The sequence below is a fragment of the Microbacterium sp. Y547 genome, from assembly GCF_057669785.1.
Map to the genome: position 1 here is coordinate 177,225 of NZ_JBYHFN010000003.1, position 23,784 is coordinate 201,008.

Here is a 23,784-nt window from a genome sequence, read left to right on the forward strand (position 1 = left end):
CGCGACTCGCGTCGCCCCTTCACCGGCCACACCCGAACCACAGGAGCACTCATGTCCGCACCCGAGAACTGGCGCTTCGAGACCAAGCAGATCCATTCGGGCGCTTCGCCCGACCCCACGACGAAGTCGCGCGCGACGCCGATCTACCAGACCACTGCCTACGTCTTCGACAACACCGAGCACGCCGCGAACCTGTTCGCGCTCGCCGAGTTCGGCAACATCTACACCCGCATCCAGAACCCCACCCAGGACGTCGTCGAGCAGCGTCTCGCGGCGCTCGAGGGCGGGTCGGGTGCGCTCCTGCTCGCGAGCGGCCAGTCGGCGACGACGTTCGCGATCCTCAACATCGCGCAAGCCGGCGACCACTTCGTCTCGTCGAGCTCGATCTACGGCGGCACCTACAACCTGTTCAAGTTCACGCTCGCGAAACTCGGCGTCGAGGTGACCTTCGTCGACAACCAGGACGACCCCGACGAGTGGCGCCGGGCGATCCGTCCCCACACGAAGCTGCTGTTCGCCGAGACGATCGGCAACCCAAAGATCAACGTCCTCGACATCCGCACCGTGGCCGACATCGCCCACGAGAACGGCCTGCCGCTCATCGTCGACAACACGATCGCGACGCCGTTCCTCATCAAGCCGTTCGAGCACGGCGCCGACATCATCGTGCACTCGGCGACGAAGTTCCTCGGCGGGCACGGCACGACGATGGCCGGTGTCATCGTCGACGGCGGCACCTTCGAGTGGTCCAAGAACGTCGAGAAGTTCCCGGGCCTCACCGAGCCCGATGAGAGCTACCACGGCGCGAGCTACACGGCAGCCGTCGGCGACAGCCTCGCCTACATCATCAAGGCGCGCGTGCAGCTGCTGCGCGATCTGGGTCCCGCCATCGCGCCGCAGAGCGCCTGGAACCTCATCCAGGGCATCGAGACGCTGTCGCTGCGCATCGAGCGCCACGTGCAGAACGCGCAGGAGGTCGCGGAGTGGCTCGAGGGCCTCGACGACATCGCATCCGTGAACTACTCGGGGCTTCCCACGTCACCGTGGTACGCGGCGGCGAACACCTATGCGCCCAAGGGCGTGGGCGCCGTGCTCTCGTTCGAGCTCAAGGGCGGCGTCGATGCGGGCCGCGAGTTCGTCAACTCGCTCACGCTGTTCAGCCACGTCGCGAACATCGGCGACGTGCGGTCGCTCGTCATCCACCCTGCCTCGACGACCCACTCCCAGCTCACCCCCGAGGAGCAGCTCGCCGGCGGTGTGACCCCCGGCCTCGTGCGCCTCTCGGTCGGGCTCGAGAACATCGACGACATCAAAGCCGACCTCGAGCAGGCACTCGCCGCCGCCCGCCGCGTCTCGGAGGCCGCACGCGCCTGAACGGCAGAGCGGCGGCGTAACACGCGGCGGGAGGACGTCGCAGGCGGGAGAGAATGGCAGCCATGGACTGGCAGACCTCGGAGGACACCGTCCCCTCGGCCCCCGTCACCGAGGCGGATGCGCGGCTGCTGCTCGGCAGGCCGCCCGCGACGGGTGCGTGGCGCGACGGCGACCCCGTCGGCGACCGGCAGTTCGCGGCGTTCGGCGCGTTCCGCACCGAGGGCGGCGCGCAGCTGCCCGGCTACCGACTGGCGTACGAGACGTGGGGCGAGCTGTCGCCGCAGCGCGACAACGCCGTGCTCATCCTGCACGCGCTCACGGGTGACAGCCACGTCCGCGGCGCCGCCGGTCCCGGTCATCCCACGTCGGGATGGTGGGAATCGATCGTCGGCCCCGGCTGCCCGATTGACACCGACCGGTGGTTCGTTGTGGCCCCCAACATGCTCGGCGGATGCCAGGGCTCGACCGGCCCCTCGAGCATCGCGCCCGACGGCTACGAGTGGGCGGGACGCTTTCCGTACCTGACCACTCGCGATCAGGTCGCAGCGCAGGTGCCGCTGGCCGACGCCCTCGGCATCGACCGGTGGGCCGCCGTCGTCGGCGGATCGATGGGCGGGATGCACGCTCTCGAATGGTCGATCGGCCACCCCGAGCGCGTCGAGCGCCTCGCCGTGCTGTCGGCCCCGCCCATCAACACCGCCGACCAGATCGCCCTCAACTCGGTGCAGCTCGAGGCGATCCGGATCGATCCCCGCTTCCAGAACGGCGAGTACTACGACTCAGGCGACGGCGACGGACCGCATCGCGGGCTCGCGCTCGCGCGTCGCATGGCGCTGCTGAACTACCGTTCCCCCACCGAGCTCAATCAGCGCTTCCAGCGGTCGTGGCAGTCGGTCGTCAGCCCGCTGGGCCACGGCGGCCGGTTCGCGGTGGAGTCGTACCTCGACTTCCACGGCAACAAGTTCACGCGCCGCTTCGACGCCAACACCTACCTGACCCTCGTCGAGGCGATGAACTCGCACGACATCGGGCGCGATCGCGGCGGTGTCGAAGACGCCCTCGCGCGGGTCACGGCGCGCAGCCTCGTGCTCGGCGTCGACAGCGACCGGCTGTTCCCCGCCGACGGTCAGCAGCGCATCGGGCGCGGCATCCGCACGCTCATCGAAGACGGCGTCGTCGTGCTGGCGAGCGACTTCGGGCACGACGGCTTCCTCATCGAGACCGCCGCCGTCGGAGCGCACCTGCGGCGACTGCTCGCGACCTGATCAGCCGGCGCGCGTGTAGATCCAGGGCAGCGCGCCCACCTCGAGCCGGTGGCGTGCCGTACCGGGGTCGGCGGCATCCGGGTCGAACTCGGCGTCTTGGGGCCAGAGCAGGAACGGCCCGTTCGGGCCCTTTCGCGCAACGGAGTCGAAGCGCTGCAGTCCGGCCAGGCGCGCGGCTCCGAGCATTCCCTCGACCGAGATCTCGTGTTCGAACCCGTGCAGCGTCACCCACGTCGGCGGATACAGGGTGACCTCGCCCCGCGCGTGGCGTTCGAGCATGCTGCCGGGCCGCACCCACTCCGCAGCGACGGCTTCGTGCTCGGACAGGACGAGTTCGACATCGGATGCCGCCGCGACGAAGAACCACGTGCGGATACGGAGCGGGATGCCGGGCGGCGGATCCCAGATCGACAGCGGCACGAGCGAGGCGGCGGCGAGCGCGAGCCCCGTCTCCTCCCACGTCTCGCGCACGGCGGCGCGGCGGGCGACGTCCTCGTCCGGCTCGTCGTCGCTCGTGCGGTCCGCATCGTCGAGCTTGCCGCCGGGAAAGACCCACGCTCCGCCGAACGAGCCCCGGTCGGGGCGCTGGATCATGAGCACCTCGGCGCCGTCGTCGCCGTCACGCGCGACCACCACTGTCGCGGCGACGGGGATGTCGGGGTCGGCCGCGTCACCCGGGCGTCGCGCGCGGGCTCCGTCGACAGCGTCAGAGAGCACGCGTGCAGCTCGGTCGTCGGTCACCTGGCCAGCCTACGACGCCCGCGCCGCGGCGCCTCACCGCGCGCCGACCGACGTCCGCTCGAGCGAAAGGCTCACCACGGCGAGCGCGACCCCACCGACGGCGAGCAGGACCCCCGCCCACGCGGGCGCCGCGAAGCCCCAGCCCGCCGCGATGACGACGCCGCCGACGAAGGCCCCGATGCTGTTGCCCAGGTTCAGCGAGGAGTGGTTCACTGCCGCAGCGATCGACTGGTTGTCCTCGGCGACATCCATCAGGCGCGTCTGGATCGTGGGCACGAGCACCGATGAGACGAGCCCCGTGAGGAAGACGAAGATCCCGAGCGTCCAGATCCACTGCGACGTGAGCGCGACGAGCGTCAAGACGCACGCGAGGGCGATGAGCCCGCCGAGCATGGCGCGCTTGACGTCGAGGTCGGCGAGATGACCGCCGATGATGTTGCCGACCGTCATGCCGACACCCATCAGCACGAGCACGATGGGCACGACCCACGCCGGCGATCCCGTCAGATCGGTCACCATCGGCGCGACATAGCTGTACACGGCGAAGAACCCGCCGAAGCCGACCGATCCGATCGCGAGGGCGAGCCACACCTGGCCGATCCGGAACACCTTCAGCTCGGCACGGAAGGTGCGACCCGGGTCGGCGTCGTGCCGCGGCACCGACAGGGCGATCGCGATCGTGGCGACGGCGAAGATCGCCACGACGACGAGGAACGCCGCGCGCCAGCCCGCCTGCTGCCCGAGGAACGTGCCGAGCGGCACCCCCGCGACGTTCGCGAGCGTGAGGCCCGTCAGCACGAACGCGACCCCCTTGGCACGCTTGCCGGGGCCGAGCACGTCAGCGGCGACGAGCGCGCCGATGCCGAAGTAGGCGCCGTGCGGCAGGCCCGCGACGAAGCGCGACGCGGCGACGAGCTCGAAGGTCGGCATCACGAGCGTGAGGGCGTTTCCCACAGTGAGGGCGAGGGCGAGGGCGATCATGACGCGGTGGCGCGGGTACTTCGCGACCACGCCGGCGATCGTGGGAGCACCCACGACGACGCCGAGGGCGTAGAGCGTGATGAGCCAGCCGGCCTGCGCGATCGCGTCGTCCTGACTCGCCGACCAGGTCGCCGGCAGCAGATCCTGCGCGATGTCGGGCAACAGGCCCATGACGACGAACTCGGTCATGCCGATGCCGAAGCTGCCGATGGCGAGGGAGAGGAGCGCCCACCTCGCGGCCCCCCTCCTCAGCGGAGAGGAGATCACCGCGTCATGCTAGCGGGGACGCGGCGGCCCCGGCGAATCGTTGCGACTCAGTCGGTCGCGTCCGCTTCGAGCGCGGATTCGAGGCGCTCGACCTTGGCGTCGAGCTGGCCCGTCCAGCCCGGGCGGATGTCGGCCTTCAGCACGAGCGAGACGCGCGACCCGAAGGGCATGACGGCCTCGGTCGCGCGCCGCACGACATCGAACACCTCGTCCCACTCCCCCTCGATCTCGGTGAACATCGACGTCGTGCGGTGCGGCAGACCGCTCGCGCGCACGACGCGCACGGCGGCGGCGACGGCGTCGTGCACCGAGCCGTCGGCCGAGCCGGTGCCGCTGGGAGCGACCGAGAAGGCGATGATCATGGTGTTACCTCCGGTTGAGTGGAAAGAGCAGGCGATGTCGTGCGGCGGCCTGTCACCAGATGCACCAGCCGTCCGAGCGCCCAGACGAAGAGCACGACCAGCAGCACGTTGCGCACGGTGAGGATGCCGACGGCGACCGGTACAGCCGCGAGCACCTCGCCGTACGCGAGCGGGTAGACGACCTGCGTCAGCGCGGCAAGCAGGAGGCCGAGCGCGGCCGGGCGGCGCCAGCGGTCGCGCGCGATGACGAGACCCACGGCGAGGGGCGCGATGAGCCACGTGAGGTACTGCGGCGAGCCGACCTTGTTGAAGACGATGAAGGCGAGCACGAAGGCCAGCGCAAGCGGCGGGAAGAGCGCGACGAAGGGCGTCCCCCGCCGCGCGGCGATCGCCCCGAGCACCGCGACGGCGGCGAGCACGGCGATCAGAAGCGGCGTCATGACGGCGATGACCACATCGACCTGAGGCCCCGTCACCTGGAACGTCAGGATGTCAGGGTCGTAGTAGACGGATGCACCGGGCGTTCGGGCCGCCGCGAGCCAGAGGTAGAACATGCTGACGGGTGCTTCGACCTGCAGTCCCCGCCCCGTCTGCGCCGTCACGAAGCCGAGGGCGTGCGGTGCTCCGCCGAGTACGGCGACCGTCACAAGCGCGACGGCGCTCACGACGAGGGCCCCGCCGACGACTGCCACCCGGCGCCGCGCCGCGAAGAACGCGGCGGCCAGCAGGGCGGCAGGCCACACCTTGACCCACGTCGCGACGGCGAGCAGCACCGAGGCGAGCCACGGACGCTGGATGAGCCACAGGCATCCCGCGAGCGCGAGCGGCACCGTGATCGCATCGAGACGGTACATGCCCACAGGACCGAGCAGCAGCGCGAAGGCGAGCCAGAACCATGCGGCGAGCCGGCGTCCGCGTGAGCGGGCGCGTCCGACGAGCAGAGCGAAGGCGAGCCCGTCGCACAGCGTCACGAGCAGCGCCCACGCGATCTCGTATCCCGCGATCCATTCGAGCCCCTGCGCGGCCAGAAGGGGAATCAGCGCGACCGGCGGGTAGATCCAATCCTCGGCGATGCCCGGGATTCCGCGCCCGTCGAGAGCCTGCAGCGCCCACGGCTCGTAGACGAGGTACACATCGCCCATGGGCTGGTGGGGCATGACGAAGCCGAGCCACGCGACGGTGATGTGCACGAGCGCGAACGCGACCCACAGCCCTGCCCGCCTCGACACGCTCCCATCGTAGGTGGTGACCACCGTGGCGCTCAGGAGCGCGCGAGCAGGTCGCCGATGACGCGCGGCAGCGCTGCGGCGACATCGAGCGCTGTGAGGGGTCCACCCCGCGGGCCGAGAGCGGATCCCGCGACCTGCGCGGCGCGACCGTGCAGCCACACGGCAGACGCTGCGAGGTGCGGCAGCGGCGGCGCGGAATCCGGCACCGCGTGAGCAGCAGCGACGAGGGCTCCGAGGACGCCGCCGAGCACATCGCCCGTTCCGGCCGTCGCGAGCCAGGGCGCATCGACCTCGACGGAGATCACCTCGATGCCGTCGGCGATGAGCGTCGTCGCGCCTTTGAGCAGCACGACACCCCCCAGAGCGCGCGCCGTCTCGGCGACATCTCTGCGCCGATCACCCGTGCCCTCGCCGAGGTCGAGCGAGCTGCGCAGCGCAGAGTGCTCCCGCGCGTGCGGGGTCACGATGAGGGGTGCCGTCGCACCCGGGGCGAGGTCCAGCGCGCCCGCGTCGAGCACCACGGGGTCGGTCTGCGCCAGGATTCCGCGGATCGTCGATGTCTCGGCAGGGTAGCGGGTCGCGGAGTCGGTGCCCGAGCCGATGAGCCACGCCTGCACGCGCCCCGGTGCCGTGACGGTCTCGGGGCGCCGCGCCAGCACCTGATCAGCGGCCACGCCGAAGTAGCGCACCATTCCCAGGCCCGTGCGCCATGCCGCCTCGACGCCGAGCACGGCCGCACCGGGGTACATCTCCGACCCGGTGCGCACACCCAGCACACCCCGGGAATACTTGTCATCGGAGCGCGTGGGCATGCGCACGACGCCGACGACGTCCTGCTCGGTCCACTCTCGAGCCATGCCGACACCCTATCCGCGGAGCCCTCCCCATGACCCTGTTGTTCTCTCCTCTTACGATCGGCCGCCACACGGCGCGCAACCGGCTGTGGGTGGCGTCGATGTGCCAGTACAGCGCCGTCGACGGCCTGCCGCAGGAGTGGCACCACGTCCACCTCGCTCAGTTCGCCTCGGGCGGGGCCGGCATCGTCATGGCCGAGGCGACGGCGGTGTCGCCCGAGGGGCGCATCTCACCCGACGACGCGGGGCTGTGGAACGACGAGCAGCGGGATGCCTGGGCACCGATCGCCGTCGCGATCCGCTCGCGCGGCGCACTCGCGGGCATTCAGCTCGGGCACGCGGGCAGGAAGGCCTCGACGTGGTCGCCGCTCATCGTGGGCACGCGCGGCAGTGTGAGGCCGAGCGACGGAGGATGGCGCACCGTGGCGCCGTCGGCGATCGCGTTCGACGGCTACGCCATGCCGGATGCGCTCGATGTCGCGGGGATCGACAAGGTCGTCGCCGACTTCGCCGGTGCCGCGCGACGCGCAGCCGAGGCGGGGTTCGATGTCCTCGAGATCCACAGCGCTCACGGCTACCTGCTGCACCAGTTCCTCTCGACGCTGGCCAACCGCCGCGATGACGACTACGGCGGATCCCTCGAGAACCGCGCTCGCCTGCTGCTGCGCATCGTCGACGCCGTGCGCGCCGAAACCCCCGATGTCGCACTGGTCGTGCGCCTGTCCGCGACCGACTGGTCGGCCGGCGGGTGGAGCGTCGAAGAGACGGCGACCGTCGCGGGTTGGTGCGCCGACCGCGGCGCGGATTTCTTCGACATCTCCAGCGGCGGCGCGGTGGCCGTCGAGCGCATCCCGGTGGGCCCCGGCTATCAGGTGCCGCTCGCGGCGCACGTGCGGCGCGAAGCGAGCGTGCCCGTGAGCGCGGTGGGCCTCATCTCCGACGGCGCGCAGGCCGAGGCGATCCTGCAGGCCGGCGACGCGGATGCCGTCATGGCCGCGCGCGAGTGGCTGCGCGACCCGCACTTCGCGCTGCGCGCGTCGGTCGAGCTCGGCGTCGACCTGCCGTACTGGCCCGCGCAGTACGCCCGCGCCCGCCGCACCCTCTGAGAGGCGGCGGGCGCCAGGCACCCGCTGTCAGTAGCTGCGGCGACGCGTCGCGTCCTGCACCTCGCCGATGAGCTCTTCGATGATGTCCTCGAGGAACAGCACCGCCGTCGTCGTGCCGTCGGCATCGCGCACGCGCGCGAGGTGGCGACCCGCCTGGCGCATGACGGCGAGTGCGTCTTCGAGATCGGTCGTCTCGAGCACCGGCACCATGTGGTGGATGCGCTTGGCCGGAAGCGGGCGGGCGACCTCGGTGGCGGCATCCGGTCCTTCAGCGACACGCAGGATGTCCTTAAGGTGCACATAGCCGACCGGTTCACCCGAGTCATCGACGATGACGTACCGCGAGAAGCCGTGCTTGGCGACCGCGCGCTCGATCTCGGCGGCCGTCGTGCGCTCGGGCAGGGTCACCAGGCCGTCCAGCGGCACGGCGATGTCCTTCGCCTTCTTGTCGGTGAATTCCAGTGCCGCCGAGACGGCGCCCGATGTGTCATCGAGCATGCCCTCGATGCGCGACTGGTTCACGATCGTCGCGACCTCGTCGAGTGTGAAGGTCGAGGCGGCTTCGTCCTTCGGCTCGACGCGGAACAGGCGCAGCACGTGGTTCGCGACCCAGTTGAGAGACACGATGATCGGGTAGAAGATCTTCGACACCCACACGAGCGGCGTCGCGAGCATGAGCACGGCGCGGTCGGGCACCGAGAAGGCGAGGTTCTTCGGCACCATCTCGCCGAACACGACGTGCAGGTACGACACGATGAGCAGCGCGATGATGAACGCGATGACATCGACCGTGCCCGCCGCGAGGCCCGTCAGAGCCAGCGGCTCGGCGAGCAGGTGGTGGATCGCCGGCTCGGACACGTTGAGGATCAGCAGCGAGCAGATCGTGATTCCGAGCTGACTCGTCGCGAGCATGAGCGTCGCATGCTCCATCGCGTACAGCGCGGTCTTCGCCGAGCGCGAGCCCTTCTCGGCACGCGGCTCGATCTGGGAGCGCTTGGCCGAGATGACGGCGAACTCGGCTCCGACGAAGAAGGCGTTGACGATGAGCAGCACGAACAGCCAGGCGATTCCGGCCCAATCGTTCATCGACGATCACCCCCTTCTTCCGTGGAGGGCGCAAGGGGTGTTGGCGCGGGTGTGAAGCGGATGCGGTCGACGCGGCGCCCGTCCATCCGCTGCACGTCGATCGTGCCGTCCTCGGTCTGCAGCGAGTCGCCCACGACGGGCACGCGCTCCAGAACGCTCATGACGTAGCCGCCCACGGTGTCGTACACATCTCCCTCGGGGATCCGGATGCCCGTGCGATCGAGCAGTTCGTCGGGTCGCAGTTCACCGGGGAAGATGACGCTGTCCCGCAGGCGCACGACACCGGCCCGGCGCCGGTCGTGCTCGTCGAGCACCTCGCCCACGATCTCTTCGACGAGGTCTTCGAGCGTCACGACACCCGCCGTGCCGCCGTACTCGTCGACGACGATGGCCATCTGATAGCCCCGGGCGCGCAGTTCGGACATGAGGACGTCCAGGTGCACGGCTTCGGGCACGCGCAGGGGTTCGGTCGCGAGCGCAGCGGCGGGCACGTCGCGTCGGCGCTCGCGGGGCACCCCCACGGCGGCTTTGAGGTGCACGATGCCGGTGATGTCGTCCATCGACTCGTCATAGACAGGAAAGCGGCTGTGGCCCGTGCGGCGCGCGAGCTGGATGACGTCTTCGGCGGAGTCGTCGGCGGCGAGCGCATGGACACTCGGCCGGGGCGTCATGACGTCGGACGCCGACAGCCGCGCGAAGGTCAGGGTACGGTCCAGCAGCGAGGCGGTGTCCTCTTCGAGCACGCCGGCACTCGCCGAGCGACGCACGAGGCTCGACAGCTCCTCAGCGGTGCGCGCGCCGGACAGCTCTTCCTTGGGCTCGATGCCCATGGCTCGCAGCACGCCGTTGGCGCTGCCGTTGAGCACGACGATGGCGGGGCGGAAGACCGCGGTGAACGCCGTCTGGAACGGGATCACGAGCTTGGCGGTCTGTCGCGGCACGGCGAGGGCGAAGTTCTTCGGCACAAGTTCGCCGACGATCATCGACAGCATGGTCGCGAAGACCACCGCGACGACGACCGCGAACGGGCTCGCGAACCCCTCGGGCCACCCCCACGCCGCGAAGACCGGGCGCAGCAGGTTCGAGATCGCCGGCTCCATCGTGTAACCCGTGAGCAGCGTCGTGAGCGTGATGCCCAGCTGCGCGCTGGACAGGTGCGTCGAGGTGATCTTCAGCGCGCTGATCGTCAGCGACAGGCGCGTCTCGCCGGCTGCCCGGCGCTTCTCGAGCTCAGCGCGGTCGAGGTTGACCAGCGCGAACTCGCTCGCGACGAACAGGCCGGTCCCGATCGTGAGCAGGAGCCCCACGCCCAAGAGGACATAGTCCATCACGTGTCACCCCTCTTCGAGCGGTGTACGGGAACGTGGGGCGTACGTCTACTGGGGGGGTCGTCCATCGTGCGCGCAAGTCTACGTGACAGTTGTCTCAGCCGCGCCAGTCTCGGCACCGACATTCTCGGCGCCTGGCGGTGCACGAAGCAGCAGACCTCCCGCGCCTCACCAGCTCACGGGGAGCGCCTTGCCCTCCTCGTAGCCCGCGGCGGACTGCAGCCCCACCCGAGCTCGCGTGTGGAACTCAGCGATCGTCGCCGCGCCGGCGTACGTGAGCGAGGAGCGCACGCCCGAGGTGATCATGTCGAGAAGGTCTTCGAGCCCGGGGCGGAGCGCATCGAGGTAGATCCTCGACGACGAGATGCCCTCGGCGAACAGCTCCTTGCGGGCCAGCTCGTACGGGTCGAGCCGCGCGAAGCGCGAGTGCACGGCCTTGGTCGAGGCCATCCCCCACGACTCCTTGTAGGCCCGTCCCGATTCGTCGACGAGCAGTTCGCCGGGGGCCTCGATCGTGCCGGCGAACCACGAGCCGATCATGACCGACGCCGCACCGGCGGCCAGCGCGAGCGCGACATCGCGCGGGTACCGGACTCCCCCGTCGGCCCACACCCGGGCGCCGACGACGCGGGCGGCCTCAGCGGTCTCGAGCACGGCAGAGAACTGCGGGCGCCCGACCGCCGTCATCATGCGCGTCGTGCACATCGCGCCGGGGCCCACGCCGACTTTGAGGATCGTCGCGCCCGCCGCGACGAGGTCGTACGCCCCCTCGGGAGTGACGATGTTTCCCGCCACGAGCGGCAGGCCGAGGTCGAGCTGCGCGACGGTGTGGAGCGCGCGCAGCATGGCGTCCTGGTGTCCGTGGGCGGTGTCGATGACGAGCACATCGACGCCCGCGGCGACAAGGGCCTTCGCCTTTGCGGCGACATCGCCGTTGATCCCGATGGCGGCGGCGACGATGAGCCGCCCGTCCCCGTCGACGGCGGGGCGGTAGATGGTGGAGCGCAGGGCGCTGCGCCGCGAGAGCGTGCCGACGAGGCGGCCGTGGTCGATGACGCAGACCGTCTCGGCTTCAGCGGCGACGATGAGGTCGAACGCGTGCCGGGGGTCCTGCACCGACTCCGCGTCGATGGATGCCACGCGGTGGCGGGCGAGATCGCCCAGGCGCGCGTCGGCGAGGGCCGTGGCGAGCCGGGTCGCCGGCACGACGCCCAGGATGTCGTCGACGTCGATCGACGTCGATGCGCGGGCCACGACGATGCCGTGGCCCTCCGTCGCCGGCAGCAGGCGCAACGCGTCGGCGACGGTCGCCTCGGGGGGCAGCACGAGGGGGGTGTCCCACATCACCGGCTGCGCCTTGACCCACCTGATGGCGGCATCGAGCTCTTGCAGCGGCATGTCCTGCGGCAGCACGCCGAGGCCGCCACGCCGGGCGAGGGTCGCGGCCAGTCGCGCGCCCGTGACCGAGTTCATGTTCGCCGACACCAGCGGAATCGTCGCACTCGTGCCGTCGCCGGGCGAGAGATCGACATCGAGCCGACTCGTCACCGCCGACCGGCGGGGCAGGAGGAAAACGTCCGAATACGTCAGATCGACCGCTGGCTGTTCACCGTAGAACTCCATGTGCACCGAGGGTAGTGACTGTTCCTGAGCGTGAAAGATGAGAGGTTTTTCGCGGAAGCCACGCCGTGACACCGAGTTCGGCTACTCAGACTGGGTTAGGCTTGACAGTCGTGCGCGCGATGTGTTTGGCGCCACATCTTCACCACTTCACCGATGAAAGCAGGCGATCGAGAGTGTCGACTCAGGCGACGGGCACCGGGGTTTCGAACGAAGGAGAGTTCGGGGCGAACGAGTGGCTCGTCGAGGAGCTGTACGAACAGTTCACCATCGACCCCAACTCCGTCGACAAGGCGTGGTGGCCCATTCTCCAGGACTACCGACCCGCTGGTGCGGGCGCCCCCTCGACAGCGACGGACCGCGTCGCCTCACGCCCGGCAGGTGACGAACCCGCCCCGCTCACGGCTCCGATCCCCGTCATCGGATCGCAGCCGGTGGCGAAGACGACCGCCCGGCCCGCCGCCGCGCAGCCGATCCCCGCGCAGGCGCCCAAGGTCTCGCCGGCAACGGTCGAGCCCGCTGCCGACGACTCGGAAGTCGAGGACAAGATCACGCCGCTGCGGGGTCTTCCCAAGACCCTCGCCGCCAACATGGATGAGTCGCTCACGGTCCCGACCGCGACGAGCGTGCGCACGGTGCCGGCGAAGCTCATGATCGACAACCGGATCGTGATCAACAACCACATGGCCCGCACGCGCGGCGGCAAGGTGAGCTTCACCCACCTCATCGGCTGGGCGATGATCCAGGCGCTCAAGCTGTTCCCGAGCCAGAACGTCTTCTACGCAGAGGTCGACGGCAAGCCGTCGGTCGTGGCGCCCGCGCACATCAACCTGGGCATCGCGATCGATATGCCCAAGCCCGACGGCTCACGAGCGCTGCTCGTCCCCAGCATCAAGCGCGCCGAGACGCTGACCTTCAACGAGTTCCTCGCCTCGTACGAAGACCTCGTCAAGCGCGCCCGCGCCAACAAGCTCACGGCTGCCGATTTCCAGGGCACCACGATCTCGCTCACCAACCCCGGCGGCATCGGCACGGTGCATTCCGTCCCGCGTCTGATGAAGGGCCAGGGGTGCATCGTGGGCGCTGGCGCCCTCGAGTACCCGGCCGAGTTCCAGGGTTCGAGCGAGAAGACGCTCGTGAACCTCGGCATCGGCAAGACGATCACGCTGACGAGCACCTACGACCATCGCGTCATCCAGGGTGCCGGATCGGGCGAGTTCCTCAAGATCGTGCACGAGCTGCTCACGGGCCGGCGCGACTTCTACCAGGAGATCTTCGCCGCCCTGCGCATCCCGTACGACCCGATCCACTGGGCGAACGACATCAACGTCGATCTCGCCGAGCGCGTCGACAAGACGGCACGCGTGCAGGAGCTCATCAACTCGTTCCGAGTGCGCGGTCACCTGATGGCCGACACCGATCCGCTCGAGTACGTCCAGCGGACGCATCCCGACCTCGAGATCGAGAGCCACGGGCTGACCTTCTGGGACCTCGACCGCGAGTTCGTCACGAACGGATTCGGCGGCAAGCGGCAGATGAAGCTGCGCGATGTCCTCGGCGTCCTGCGGGACTCGTACTGCCGCACGATCGGCGTCGAGTACATGCACATCCAGGACCCGACCCAGCGCGCGTGGTTCCAAGAGAACCTCGAGGTCAAGTACCAGAAGCCCGGCCACGACGAGCAGATGCGGATCCTCGACAAGCTCAACCAGGCCGAGGCGTTCGAGACCTTCCTGCAGACGAAGTACGTCGGCCAGAAGCGCTTCAGCCTCGAAGGCGGCGAATCGCTCATCCCGCTCCTCGACGAGATCCTCCAGGGTGCCGCTGCCGCGGGCCTCGAGGGCGCCGCGATCGGCATGGCCCACCGTGGCCGCCTCAACGTGCTCACCAACATCGCCGGCAAGACGTACGGCCAAGTGTTCCGTGAGTTCGAGGGCTCGGTCGCGATCGGCTCCAAGAGCGGCTCGGGTGACGTCAAGTACCACCTCGGCACCGAGGGAACCTTCGTCGCCGACGGCAAGCAGGAGCTGCCGGTCTACCTCGCCGCCAACCCGTCGCACCTCGAGACCGTCGACGGCGTGCTCGAGGGCATCGTCCGCGCGAAGCAGGACCGCAAGCCCATCGGCACGTTCGCGTGGCTGCCGATCCTCGTGCACGGCGATGCGGCTTTCGCAGGCCAGGGCGTCGTCGTCGAGACGCTGCAGATGTCGCAGCTGCGCGGCTACCGCACGGGCGGCACGATCCACGTCGTGGTGAACAACCAGGTCGGCTTCACGACGACGCCGCAGGATGCGCGCACGTCGGTGTACGCGACCGACGTCGCCAAGACGATCCAGGCCCCCGTCTTCCACGTGAACGGCGATGACCCCGAGGCCGTCACCCGGGTCGCGCAGCTCGCGTTCGCCTATCGCGAGCGGTTCCACCGCGACGTCGTCGTCGACCTCGTCTGCTACCGCCGTCGCGGTCACAACGAGGGCGATGACCCGTCGATGACGCAGCCGCTCATGACGAACCTCATCGAGGCGAAGCGCTCGGTGCGCCGCCTCTACACCGAGGCTCTCGTCGGTCGCGGTGATATCACCGAAGAGGAATACGAGAAGTCGAAGCAGGACTTCCAGCACCGCCTCGAGATCGCCTTCACCGAGACGCACGAAGCCGAGACGGGATCCAACCCGATCATCATGGATGCCGAGGCCCCGGCCCCCGTCGGCGAGCCCGAGACCACCGGGGTTTCGCGCGATGTCGTGCACCTCATCGGCGACGCCTTCGTCAACAAGCCCGAGGGCTTCACGGTCCACCCCAAGCTGCAGCAGCTTCTGGACAAGCGCCTCGACATGAGCCGCAACGGCTCGATCGACTGGGGCTTCGCCGAGCTGCTGGCGTTCGGCTCGTTGCTGCTCGAGAAGACCAACGTCCGTCTCGTCGGTCAGGACGCGCGCCGCGGCACCTTCGTCCACCGCCACGCCGTGCTGCACGACCGTGCCAACGGGCAGGAGTGGATCCCGCTCGCCAACCTGGGCGGCGACCAGGGCCGCTTCTGGGTGTACGACTCGCTGCTGAGCGAGTACGCCGCGATGGCCTTCGAATACGGCTACTCGGTCGAGCGTCCCGACGCCCTCGTGCTGTGGGAGGCCCAGTTCGGCGACTTCGCCAACGGCGCCCAGTCGGTCGTCGACGAGTACCTCTCGTCTGCAGACCAGAAGTGGGGCCAGCAGTCGAGCGTCGTGCTGCTGCTCCCCCACGGCTACGAAGGCCAAGGACCCGACCACTCGTCGGCGCGCATCGAGCGCTACCTGCAGATGTGCGCGCAAGACAACATGACGGTGGCGCGGCCCTCGACGCCCGCCTCGTACTTCCATCTGCTGCGCCGTCAGGCGTACGCCCGCCCTCGTCGGCCGCTCGTCGTCTTCACCCCGAAGGCGATGCTGCGACTGCGGGGCGCGACGAGCTCGGTCGAGGACTTCACCACCGGGCGCTTCGAGCCCGTGCTCGACGACGTGCGCGGCCTCGACAAGAGCGCCGTCACGCGGGTGCTGCTGCACTCGGGCAAGATCCACTGGGATCTGAAGGCCGAGCTCGATAAGAACCCGAACCCGTCGATCGCGCTCGTGCGCCTGGAGCAGTTCTACCCGGCCCCGATCGACGAGCTTCAGGCCGTCATCTCGACGTACCCCGACGCCGAGCTCGTCTGGGTGCAGGATGAGCCCGAGAACCAGGGCGCGTGGCCGTTCATCGCCCTCGACGTCGTGCCGCAGCTGAACGGACGCACGATCCGTCGCGTGTCCCGCCCCGCCGCCGCGTCGACCGCGACCGGCTCGCCCAAGGTGCACGCGACCGAGCAGGCCGCGCTCCTGCAGGAGGCACTCGCGAAGGACTGATCCGCAGAGATCCAAGAAGGGCCGCCCTCCGGGGCGGCCTTTCTGCGTATGGTTGCCGGTCAGTCCAACCGCACCACGCCGGCGCGCACGGCGCGGATCAGAACCTGCACGCGGTCTCGCACGTTCCACTTCGCCATGATGTTGCTGAGGTGGGACTTCACGGTTGCTTCGGACACACTCTCACGTCGCGCGATCTCGCCGTTGGACAGGCCCTGTGCGAGCAGCTCGACCATCTGAGCCTCGCGAGGGGTGAGTCGCTCTTCAGGCGAGAGAGCGGCGGCAGGGGTGGCCGAAGACGCCTCGACGATCGTCGAGACGAGGAGCGAACTCACCGCGGGCGACAGGACGCGCAGTCCCCGGTGCACCTCGCGCACCGCCGAGACGATGTCCTGCGGGTCGGAGTCCTTGAGAAGGTAGCCCGTCGCGCCGGCGACGAGCATCGGCAGCACGGTCTGCATCGTGCCGAAGGTCGTGACGGCGAGCACCTTGGTCTCGGGCACCGCGCGGGTCAGCTGCGTCGTCGCGGCCACGCCGTCGAGCTTCGGCATGTGGATGTCCATGAGCACGACATCGGGCCTCAACGTCCGGGCCTGCTCGACCGCATCGGCACCGTCGACGGCTGTTCCGATCACCTCGATGTCGTCGGCCTCGTCGAGGAACATCGTCAGCGCACGGCGGAGAAGGAACTCATCATCGGCAACGAGGACGGTGATCGAGGCCACCCGCCCATCATATGGGCGGTGAAATGTCGTCCCACCCCCTACAAAAGTCGCAGGCACCCTCGGCGTGCGTCGGATGCGGCGCGTCCGGCGGCCCGCGAGAATCACCGTAGGCCTCGAGCACCCGAGCTGAGAGGAGGAGACCCTATGTTCACCACGTCCATCTGGAGCGCGATCTGTCGTCTCATCGGCGCCTGCAGCTGACGGCTGCGCCGCGACGGGGTGCCTCCGATTTCAGGATAATGAAGCGGTGACCCGCCCCTATACAGCGCGTGCGCGCCCACTGTCTCGCACCGTGGGCGCGCAACGGCCCACGCGCGTCGAGCGCGTCGCGGTCATCGGCGTCGTGACGGCGGCCGTCGTCGCCTCTCTGCTGCTGTGGGCGTTCGACGGGTTCGACGACCCCGTGTCGTTCGTCTTCGACGTCCTTCTCACGCTCGCGTTCGTCCCGCTGCTGTGGAACGCGACGCTGACCGCACTCGCCCTGTTCGCGCTCATGGCGTTCTCGCCGTTCGTCGACGAGCAGCAGGTCGCACTCGTAGGGCTCGCCATCGGCTGCCTCGTGGTTGTGCGGTATTGCCCCGCACCCATGCAGGCGGCCTATCTCGTCCTCTTCTTCACTGCGGCCGCCGGGGTGCACCGCTTCGATCAGCGCCCGGACTCCGTTGCGATGTTCAGTGCCGTGCTCATCGTCGCCGCCGGGGCGAGCGCCGTCGGAGTCGTGCTGCGCGCCCTCGAGGCCCGCGCCGGCCGCATCGGCGATGAACTCGTGGATGCTCGGCGGATGAACGTCGAGCTCGTACGCGAGGAGCGGCAGCGCATCGCCGATGACCTGCACGATGTCGTTGCGCACGACCTCACCGTGATCGCGATGCACGCACGGCTGCTGGACCGCACCGATGATCCCGACGAGCGATCACGCTCTCAAGAGGCGATCCTCGCGTCGGCGAAGCAGGCCCTGGTCGATCTGCGCCGCGTCGTGGATCTCGAAGCAGACGCGCGCGAAGAGTCGGCGCGCTTGGCGGACCATAGCGTCGAGTCTGCGGTCGAGGCTTTCCGCTCGCAGCTCGACCAAGCGGGTTACGACGTCGCGGTCCGTGTGGACCCGGCGGCGACCGTTGAGCTCGACCTCCTGACGGTGAGCGCCATCGAGCGCATCATCCGCGAAGCCGCGACCAACGTCATGAAGCACGCGCCTGCTCCGCAGCGCGTCGAGCTGAGCGTTGCCGCGGATCCGGATGAGGGCATCCTGCTGCACGTCAAGAACACCGTCTCCGCCACGGTCAGCGCACCGAGGCTGCCCGGCAGCGGTTACGGCACGGCGCGCATGCGCGAGCGCACGGCATTGCGCGGGGGTGCCTTCTCAGCGGGCCCGCACGAGGGTGACTGGCTGCTCGAGGCCCGGTTCCCCCCGCACTGACCCCCTACTTTCGTCGCATTGTCCCCTTGAGGACGGCTTCGTACGCTCAAAGGCATGGACCGTTCGATCACGGAGCAGATCCTCCTGCTCACGGCAGACCGACGCGGATGCCTCCACCGCAGCGACGGCGCCGAGGCCCTCGTGGGCGGTGCGGTCCTCGTCGACCTCGTGCTCGACGGCGTCATCGACTTCGCCGCGACCGCATCGGACCGCACGGACGTGCGTATCGTCCCCCGAGCGGATGCCGCGGCCCTCGACGCCATCACGGACGCCCTGCCACCGGACACCCCCCTCACGCCCGGCCTCGTCTCGCAGGTGGGCAGGCGTTCGTACGACGATGCCGTGACCCGCCTCGTCTCACGAGGGCTCCTCGTGCGCGATGAGGGACGCGTGCTCGGACTCGTGCCCCGAACACGGGTGCGCCTGGCCGATGAGCGCGTCGCAGAAGATGCCCGCGACGAACTGCGCAGTGCGGCATCCGGGCACATCAACATGGACCAGCGCGTCGCGACCGTCGTCACGCTTCTGGATGGCGCAGGAGTGCTCGATCGCATCGTCGGCGGCCGCGACGCCCACGCTGCTCGCGATCGGATCGCGCAGAACACGACGGCCGAGCAGGTCGCGCGCGTGCTCTACGGCATCTCGATCGTCGCCGGAGCCGCGAGCGCGGCCGCCACAGCGGCGGCGGCAGCGACCGCACCCGCTGCTGCCGCCTGGCGCTTCTAGGGGTTGCAGACCGCCGTCAGTGGGACGCCTGCAGATCGCGCAGGCGCGCGAGCACCTGGTCGCGCAGATCTTCGGGAGCGGTCTCCTTGCAGGCGCGCGCGACGACCTCGGTCAGAGTCGTCGCGACGAGCGCTTCACTCTGGCATTCGGAACAGTTCTCGAGGTGCTCCCTGATCTCGGAATGCTGCGTCTTGCAGACCTCGTTGCGCAGGTACTCTTCGAGATCCTTGCGTGCTTTTTCACACCCGCAGTCGGTCATTGCTTTCTCCTAGCCGCGGCCTCGGTGTCGATGCCGCGTTCCTTCGCGTAGTCGGCGAGCAGGTCACGCAGTTGCCGTCTGCCACGGTGCAGACGGCTCATGACCGTGCCGATGGGGGTCTTCATGATGTCGGCGATCTCTTGGTAGGCGAAGCCCTCGACGTCGGCGAGGTAGACCGCGAGCCGGAAGTCCTCGGGGATCGACTGCAGCGCATCCTTCACGACGGATGCCGGCATGTGATCGATTGCCTCGGCTTCGGCCGAGCGCGCGCTCGTCGCGGTCGTCGACTCGGCCCCACCCAGCTGCCAGTCCTCGAGCTCGTCGATCGCACTCTGATACGGCTCGCGCTGCTTCTTGCGGTACGTGTTGATGTACGTGTTCGTCAGGATGCGGTAGAGCCAGGCCTTGAGGTTGGTCCCCTGCGTGAAGGTGTTCCACGAGGCGAACGCCTTCACGAACGTCTCCTGCACGAGGTCGGCCGCGTCCGCGGGATTGCGCGTCATGCGCATCCCCGCCGCATACAGCTGATCCATGAAGGGCAGCGCCTGCTCTTCGAACTGGGTGCGCGGATCGTGCGCCTTGTCTGCCTGCTCGGTCATCAGGCGCCAGTCTACGGGGACAGCACTCCACGCCCGCTCGAGTTCGTCGACGGATTCTGCCGTGCGGCGGTCCAGCGTGGCGTTCACTCGAGTTCCGTTCCGATCTGTCGTCTTCTCGCGGCGTGAGCGGCGAGGTTCAGTAGGGTAGAACTCGATGACTGCTGATGGGTATTCCCCTTCTTCTGTGACCTCTTCTCGCGGCCGGTGGCACGCCCCCCAGGCCGACGGCCCGTTGCGCGCCACCGTGACCGTGCCCGGCTCGAAGTCGCTCACCAACCGAGAGCTGATCCTCGCCGCGATCGCAGAATCCCCCAGTCGCCTGACCGCGCCCCTGCACTCCGAGGATTCGGCGCACATGATCAAGGCCTTGCGGGTCCTCGGCGTGGACATCGAGCACGTGCCCGGCGAGGGCCATTACGGCGACGACCTCGTCGTGACGCCGACGTGGCCGCTGCGCGGCGACACGACGATCAACTGCGGGCAGGCCGGCACCGTGATGCGCTTCATCTCGCCGCTGGCCGGCTTCGCAGCGGGAGAGATCACCCTCACCGCGGATGAGAACGCGCTGCATCGCCCCATGGGCGCCATGATCAAGGCGCTGCGCGACGTCGGAGTCGACATCGACGACGGCGGCACCTGGTCGCTGCCGTTCTCGGTGCGCGGACACGGGCGGGTGCGCGGCGGCGAGATCACGATCGACGCAAGCGGCTCGAGCCAGTTCGTCTCCGGGCTGCTGCTGGCCTCGGCGCGCTTCGATGTGGGCCTGCACCTCGTGCACGCCGGCGACCGACTGCCGAGCATGCCGCACATCGACATGACGATCGAGGCCCTCGGACATCGCGGCGTGCACGTCGAGCGCCCCGCGCCCGGAGAATGGGTCGTGCCTGCCGGGCCCCTGCGCGGCAAAGAGGTCGCGATCGAGCCCGACCTGTCCAACGCGGCGCCGTTCCTCGCAGCGGCGATGATCGCCGGGGGTTCGGTGTCCGTGACGGGGTGGCCCGCGCACTCGACGCAGCCGGGGCACCTGCTCACCGACATCCTCTCCATCATGGGCGCGCGCACGTCGCGGCGGGCGGGCACGCTCACCGTGTCAGCGGGCACCGCGATCCAGGGCGTCGACCTCGACCTGTCGGCGGCGGGCGAGCTCACCCCGACGATCTTCGCTCTCGCCGCGTTCGCCGAGGCGCCGACCACGCTGTACGGCATCGGCCACATCCGCGGGCACGAGACCGACCGCATCGCCGCACTCATCGGCAACCTTCGCGCCATCGGCGGCGAAGCGCACGAGATGGAAGACGGCATCCGGATCGTGCCGCGCGAGCTGCACGGCGGAGTGTGGCCGGCTCACCACGATCACCGGCTCGCGACGACAGGTGCCCTCATCGGGCTCGCCGTGCCCGATATCGAGGTCGATGACATCGGCACGACCGCCAAGACGATGCCCCAGTTCCCCGACATGTGGCGCCGCATGCTCGATGGCGACGATGAGGCACCGCACGACTCGCAGGCGCAGCAGGCATCGTGAGCTGGCTCGGAACAGACGAAGACGACGAGCCGGATTTCGACGAGCAGAGCTTTCGTGTCCGGCCCAATCCGAAGGCCAACCGACCCCGCACGAAGCGGCGTCCCGCGCACGAGGACGCGCGGATCGCACGCGTGCTCGGTGTCGACCGGGGTCGGTACCACGTGCTCGTGGACGAGAACGAACCCACCGAGCACATGGTGCTCGCCGTACGCGCCCGTGAGCTGCGCAAGACCCCCATCGTGACCGGCGACCGCGCGCGTGTCGTGGGCGATGCGTCGGGCGATGAAGGAACGCTCGCGCGCATCATCGGAATCCAGGAGCGCACGTCACTGCTGCGCCGCAGCGCCGATGACACCGACCAGGTCGAGCGGGTCGTCGTCGCCAACGCCGACCAGATGCTCGTCGTCGTGGCAGCCGCCGACCCCGAACCGCGTGCCCGGCTCGTCGACCGATACCTCGTCGCGGCGTTGGATGCCGGCATCCGGCCGCTGCTCGTCGTGACGAAGACCGACCTCGCCGACCCGAGCGAGTTCCTCACGCACTTCGAGGGCCTCGATCTCGAGGTCTTCACGAGCGCCCGCGACGAGATGCCGGTCGAGCGGGTCGGCGAGGCGATCGCGGGGCACGCCACCGTCTTCGTCGGGCACTCGGGCGTCGGCAAGTCCACCCTCGTCAACGCTCTCGTGCCCGACGCGAAGCGCGCGACGGGGCATGTCAACCTCGTCACGGGGCGCGGCCGTCACACATCGAGCTCGACGGTCTCCCTGCGCTACCGCGGACCGGCCGGGACGGGATGGGTCATCGACACCCCGGGCGTGCGCTCGTTCGGCCTCGGGCACGTCGACACGGCGAACATCCTGAAGGCATTCACAGACCTCGCCGTCGTCGCCGAAGAGTGCCCACGCGGGTGCACGCACCTTCCGGATGCACCGGACTGCGCAATCATCGAAGCGGTCGAGGCGGGCAGGCTCGGACCGACGGGGGCCGCGCGGCTGGATTCGCTGCAGCGCCTGCTCGAGACGTTCGCCAAGTCCTGACGCGAGTGGTTGACTGGTTTCGTGACCCGACTCGAGCCCGGCCAGACCGCCCCCGATTTCTCACTCGTCGACCAGGACAACACGACCGTCTCGCTGCGCGAGCTGCGCGGCGGCAAAGTCATCCTCTTCTTCTACCCGAAGGCCATGACGCCCGGGTGCACGACCGAGGCGTGCGATTTCCGCGACAGCATCGCACCCCTGCAGCAGGCCGGATACACGGTGCTCGGCATCTCGCGTGACGAACCCGAGGCGCTGCGCCGCTTCCGCGAACGCGACGCGCTTCCCTATGACCTCCTGAGCGATCCCGACCACTCGGTGCACGCCGCCTACGGTGCGTGGGGAGAGAAGATGAACTACGGCAAGGTCGTCGAGGGTGTCATCCGCTCGACGTTCGTGATCGACGCCGAGGGGCTCATCGAACAGGCGCTGTACAACGTCAAGGCGACGGGACACGTCGCGCGCGTGCGCTCGCTTCTCGGAGTCTGACGCTCACTCCACCGCGCCTGGCGCGGCCTCGCTCTCGGATTCCTCACGACTGGCGATGCGTGCAGCGATGACCAGCAGCACGAACACGATGACGGCGGGCACGGCGATGGCGAGGGCGACGGTGGGGCTCGCCCACGCGCCCGTGGCGACCCCGAGCGCGACGGCGAGGATGAGCAGCTGCGTCACGATGGCACCCGAGCGCCCCCACGAGCGACCCCGATAGATCGCGAGCGCGAAGGCGATGATCGCGACCGCACCGATCACGGTGAGCACGAGCAGCGCGAGTGCGCTGCTGACGGCCTCCGTGTCGCCGGCGAGGAGCGCGCCGACCTCGGCGACGGCGAGCGCGAGCACCCCGAGCCCCTCCAGACCCACGAGAACGGCCGCGATCAAGCTGATGGGATGTGTGCGCATCATTCAGGTTCTTTCGGTGGATGCAGGCTCACGCGACGTTATACAGGAAACTCGATGAGAAATGTCTTGATCATCCTCATGTGCTATGGGACGATTGCTTTAGCCGTGTGCTCCCACAGCGACGTGGGGCGAGATCACTCTCGCACCTCCACAGGGTACCCGACCCGAACGAGTACCCACGCAAAACCCCTACAAGGAGCGCAACCATGGATTGGCGCGACAAAGCCGCCTGCCTCACCGTCGACCCCGAGCTGTTCTTCCCCGTGGGGAACACCGGTCCGGCCGTAGACCAGATCGAGAAGGCCAAGGCCGTGTGTGCACGTTGCACCGTCACCGAGGTCTGTCTGCAGTACGCCCTCGAAAGCGGCCAGGACTCTGGCGTGTGGGGCGGACTCTCTGAGGACGAGCGCCGCGCGCTCAAGCGCCGCGCTGCACGCGCGCGCCGCGCCTCCTGACGCTCAGCCGCAGCTGACTTTCACCCCGCGGGTCTTTCCTGGCCCGCGGGGTC

General features: G+C 69.2%; 22 protein-coding genes. 10 read left to right on the forward strand and 12 right to left on the reverse strand.

Annotation, left to right across the window (positions count from 1 at the left end):
- The first annotated feature begins 51 nt into the window (after window positions 1-51).
- Both AC25Y0_RS06210 and metX read left to right on the forward strand, forming a co-directional pair.
- On the forward strand, window positions 52-1,374 hold the full coding sequence (locus AC25Y0_RS06210; protein WP_488122113.1) for a bifunctional o-acetylhomoserine/o-acetylserine sulfhydrylase: 1,323 nt from the start codon (window positions 52-54) through the stop codon (window positions 1,372-1,374).
- Between the two features lie 62 nt (window positions 1,375-1,436).
- The gene (gene metX, locus AC25Y0_RS06215; RefSeq protein ID WP_488134382.1) at window positions 1,437-2,639 is read left to right on the forward strand and encodes a homoserine O-acetyltransferase MetX; all 1,203 of its coding nucleotides are present in this window, start codon (window positions 1,437-1,439) and stop codon (window positions 2,637-2,639) included.
- On the opposite strand, the gene AC25Y0_RS06220 is transcribed toward metX, so the two are convergent.
- The 5 genes from AC25Y0_RS06220 to AC25Y0_RS06240 are packed head-to-tail and all read right to left on the reverse strand — an operon-like array spanning window position 2,640 to window position 7,076.
- Entirely contained in the window at window positions 2,640-3,380 is a 741-nt protein-coding gene (locus tag AC25Y0_RS06220; protein ID WP_488122111.1) for an NUDIX hydrolase, read from the reverse strand.
- 33 nt (window positions 3,381-3,413) lie between these two features.
- The gene (locus AC25Y0_RS06225; RefSeq protein ID WP_488122110.1) at window positions 3,414-4,628 is read right to left on the reverse strand and encodes an MFS transporter; all 1,215 of its coding nucleotides are present in this window, start codon (window positions 4,626-4,628) and stop codon (window positions 3,414-3,416) included.
- A gap of 47 nt (window positions 4,629-4,675) precedes the next feature.
- A complete protein-coding gene (locus tag AC25Y0_RS06230; protein WP_488122109.1) occupies window positions 4,676-4,990 on the reverse strand; it encodes a thiamine-binding protein in 315 nt (104 codons plus the stop codon).
- Window positions 4,987-6,219, reverse strand: coding sequence for a glycosyltransferase 87 family protein (locus AC25Y0_RS06235; RefSeq protein WP_488134383.1), 1,233 nt, complete (start codon window positions 6,217-6,219; stop codon window positions 4,987-4,989). The genes AC25Y0_RS06230 and AC25Y0_RS06235 overlap by 4 nt, the downstream gene beginning before the upstream one ends.
- A 32-nt stretch (window positions 6,220-6,251) precedes the next feature.
- Window positions 6,252-7,076 (reverse strand): ADP-dependent NAD(P)H-hydrate dehydratase, encoded by an 825-nt coding sequence (locus tag AC25Y0_RS06240; protein WP_488134384.1) that lies wholly within the window; start codon window positions 7,074-7,076, stop codon window positions 6,252-6,254.
- A gap of 29 nt (window positions 7,077-7,105) precedes the next feature.
- Here AC25Y0_RS06240 and AC25Y0_RS06245 point away from each other — a divergent pair, with 29 nt between their 5' ends.
- Window positions 7,106-8,179 (forward strand): NADH:flavin oxidoreductase/NADH oxidase, encoded by a 1,074-nt coding sequence (locus tag AC25Y0_RS06245; protein ID WP_488122106.1) that lies wholly within the window; start codon window positions 7,106-7,108, stop codon window positions 8,177-8,179.
- 27 nt (window positions 8,180-8,206) lie between these two features.
- Here AC25Y0_RS06245 and AC25Y0_RS06250 read toward each other — a convergent pair whose 3' ends face one another.
- From AC25Y0_RS06250 to guaB1, 3 genes are all read right to left on the reverse strand, one after another.
- Window positions 8,207-9,265 carry a hemolysin family protein gene (locus AC25Y0_RS06250; RefSeq protein ID WP_488134385.1) on the reverse strand — a complete coding sequence of 353 codons (1,059 nt, stop codon included), beginning with the start codon at window positions 9,263-9,265 and terminating at the stop codon, window positions 8,207-8,209.
- Window positions 9,262-10,593 carry a hemolysin family protein gene (locus AC25Y0_RS06255; protein WP_488134447.1) on the reverse strand — a complete coding sequence of 444 codons (1,332 nt, stop codon included), beginning with the start codon at window positions 10,591-10,593 and terminating at the stop codon, window positions 9,262-9,264. Before AC25Y0_RS06255 ends, AC25Y0_RS06250 begins: the two co-directional genes overlap by 4 nt.
- 168 nt (window positions 10,594-10,761) lie before the next feature.
- Window positions 10,762-12,216: a GMP reductase gene (gene guaB1 / locus AC25Y0_RS06260; protein ID WP_488134386.1), complete on the reverse strand. Its 1,455-nt coding sequence runs from the start codon at window positions 12,214-12,216 to the stop codon at window positions 10,762-10,764.
- Window positions 12,217-12,389: 173 nt separating this feature from the next.
- On the opposite strand from guaB1, the gene AC25Y0_RS06265 reads away from it, so the two are divergent.
- A complete protein-coding gene (locus AC25Y0_RS06265) occupies window positions 12,390-16,091 on the forward strand; it encodes a multifunctional oxoglutarate decarboxylase/oxoglutarate dehydrogenase thiamine pyrophosphate-binding subunit/dihydrolipoyllysine-residue succinyltransferase subunit (protein WP_488134387.1) in 3,702 nt (1,233 codons plus the stop codon).
- 59 nt (window positions 16,092-16,150) lie between these two features.
- On the opposite strand, the gene AC25Y0_RS06270 is transcribed toward AC25Y0_RS06265, so the two are convergent.
- Window positions 16,151-16,813 (reverse strand): response regulator, encoded by a 663-nt coding sequence (locus AC25Y0_RS06270; protein WP_488134388.1) that lies wholly within the window; start codon window positions 16,811-16,813, stop codon window positions 16,151-16,153.
- Window positions 16,814-17,060: 247 nt separating this feature from the next.
- Here AC25Y0_RS06270 and AC25Y0_RS06275 point away from each other — a divergent pair, with 247 nt between their 5' ends.
- Together AC25Y0_RS06275 and AC25Y0_RS06280 are read left to right on the forward strand one after the other, a co-directional pair.
- Entirely contained in the window at window positions 17,061-18,230 is a 1,170-nt protein-coding gene (locus tag AC25Y0_RS06275; protein WP_488122101.1) for a sensor histidine kinase, read from the forward strand.
- Between the two features lie 54 nt (window positions 18,231-18,284).
- Entirely contained in the window at window positions 18,285-18,956 is a 672-nt protein-coding gene (locus tag AC25Y0_RS06280; protein WP_488134389.1) for a GOLPH3/VPS74 family protein, read from the forward strand.
- 16 nt (window positions 18,957-18,972) lie between these two features.
- Here the strand turns inward: AC25Y0_RS06280 and AC25Y0_RS06285 are convergent, their stop codons facing one another.
- Complete coding sequence (locus AC25Y0_RS06285; protein ID WP_488122099.1) at window positions 18,973-19,215, reverse strand: zf-HC2 domain-containing protein; 243 nt, start codon at window positions 19,213-19,215, stop codon at window positions 18,973-18,975.
- Complete coding sequence (locus AC25Y0_RS06290; RefSeq protein WP_488122293.1) at window positions 19,212-19,814, reverse strand: sigma-70 family RNA polymerase sigma factor; 603 nt, start codon at window positions 19,812-19,814, stop codon at window positions 19,212-19,214. Before AC25Y0_RS06290 ends, AC25Y0_RS06285 begins: the two co-directional genes overlap by 4 nt.
- A gap of 154 nt (window positions 19,815-19,968) precedes the next feature.
- On the opposite strand from AC25Y0_RS06290, the gene aroA reads away from it, so the two are divergent.
- From aroA to bcp, 3 genes are read left to right on the forward strand one after another with little or no spacing between them, the layout of a single operon-like run.
- Complete coding sequence (gene aroA, locus AC25Y0_RS06295; protein ID WP_488122098.1) at window positions 19,969-21,339, forward strand: 3-phosphoshikimate 1-carboxyvinyltransferase; 1,371 nt, start codon at window positions 19,969-19,971, stop codon at window positions 21,337-21,339.
- Window positions 21,336-22,376, forward strand: a complete 1,041-nt coding sequence (gene rsgA, locus AC25Y0_RS06300) for a ribosome small subunit-dependent GTPase A (protein ID WP_488122097.1) — start codon at window positions 21,336-21,338, stop codon at window positions 22,374-22,376. The genes aroA and rsgA overlap by 4 nt, the downstream gene beginning before the upstream one ends.
- A 21-nt stretch (window positions 22,377-22,397) precedes the next feature.
- The gene (bcp, locus tag AC25Y0_RS06305) at window positions 22,398-22,862 is read left to right on the forward strand and encodes a thioredoxin-dependent thiol peroxidase (RefSeq protein WP_488122096.1); all 465 of its coding nucleotides are present in this window, start codon (window positions 22,398-22,400) and stop codon (window positions 22,860-22,862) included.
- Between the two features lie 3 nt (window positions 22,863-22,865).
- On the opposite strand, the gene AC25Y0_RS06310 is transcribed toward bcp, so the two are convergent.
- Window positions 22,866-23,276: a histidine kinase gene (locus AC25Y0_RS06310; protein ID WP_488134390.1), complete on the reverse strand. Its 411-nt coding sequence runs from the start codon at window positions 23,274-23,276 to the stop codon at window positions 22,866-22,868.
- A gap of 206 nt (window positions 23,277-23,482) precedes the next feature.
- Between AC25Y0_RS06310 and AC25Y0_RS06315 the strand changes: the two genes are divergently transcribed.
- The gene (locus tag AC25Y0_RS06315) at window positions 23,483-23,731 is read left to right on the forward strand and encodes a WhiB family transcriptional regulator (protein WP_194425087.1); all 249 of its coding nucleotides are present in this window, start codon (window positions 23,483-23,485) and stop codon (window positions 23,729-23,731) included.
- Window positions 23,732-23,784 lie beyond the last annotated feature (53 nt).

Excerpts from the sequence above, each read along its gene's own strand:
- AC25Y0_RS06290 (WP_488122293.1), bottom strand. The coding sequence starts at position 19,814 with ATGACCGAGCAGGCAGACAAGGCGCACGATCCGCGCACCCAGTTCGAA.
- AC25Y0_RS06240 (WP_488134384.1), bottom strand. The coding sequence starts at position 7,076 with ATGGCTCGAGAGTGGACCGAGCAGGACGTCGTCGGCGTCGTGCGCATG.
- AC25Y0_RS06280 (WP_488134389.1), top strand. The coding sequence starts at position 18,285 with ATGGACCGTTCGATCACGGAGCAGATCCTCCTGCTCACGGCAGACCGA.
- aroA (WP_488122098.1), top strand. The coding sequence starts at position 19,969 with ATGACTGCTGATGGGTATTCCCCTTCTTCTGTGACCTCTTCTCGCGGC.
- AC25Y0_RS06285 (WP_488122099.1), bottom strand. The coding sequence starts at position 19,215 with ATGACCGACTGCGGGTGTGAAAAAGCACGCAAGGATCTCGAAGAGTAC.
- AC25Y0_RS06245 (WP_488122106.1), top strand. The coding sequence starts at position 7,106 with ATGACCCTGTTGTTCTCTCCTCTTACGATCGGCCGCCACACGGCGCGC.
- guaB1 (WP_488134386.1), bottom strand. The coding sequence starts at position 12,216 with ATGGAGTTCTACGGTGAACAGCCAGCGGTCGATCTGACGTATTCGGAC.
- AC25Y0_RS06230 (WP_488122109.1), bottom strand. The coding sequence starts at position 4,990 with ATGATCATCGCCTTCTCGGTCGCTCCCAGCGGCACCGGCTCGGCCGAC.
- metX (WP_488134382.1), top strand. The coding sequence starts at position 1,437 with ATGGACTGGCAGACCTCGGAGGACACCGTCCCCTCGGCCCCCGTCACC.
- AC25Y0_RS06310 (WP_488134390.1), bottom strand. The coding sequence starts at position 23,276 with ATGCGCACACATCCCATCAGCTTGATCGCGGCCGTTCTCGTGGGTCTG.
- AC25Y0_RS06255 (WP_488134447.1), bottom strand. The coding sequence starts at position 10,593 with ATGGACTATGTCCTCTTGGGCGTGGGGCTCCTGCTCACGATCGGGACC.
- AC25Y0_RS06315 (WP_194425087.1), top strand. The coding sequence starts at position 23,483 with ATGGATTGGCGCGACAAAGCCGCCTGCCTCACCGTCGACCCCGAGCTG.
- AC25Y0_RS06210 (WP_488122113.1), top strand. The coding sequence starts at position 52 with ATGTCCGCACCCGAGAACTGGCGCTTCGAGACCAAGCAGATCCATTCG.
- AC25Y0_RS06250 (WP_488134385.1), bottom strand. The coding sequence starts at position 9,265 with ATGAACGATTGGGCCGGAATCGCCTGGCTGTTCGTGCTGCTCATCGTC.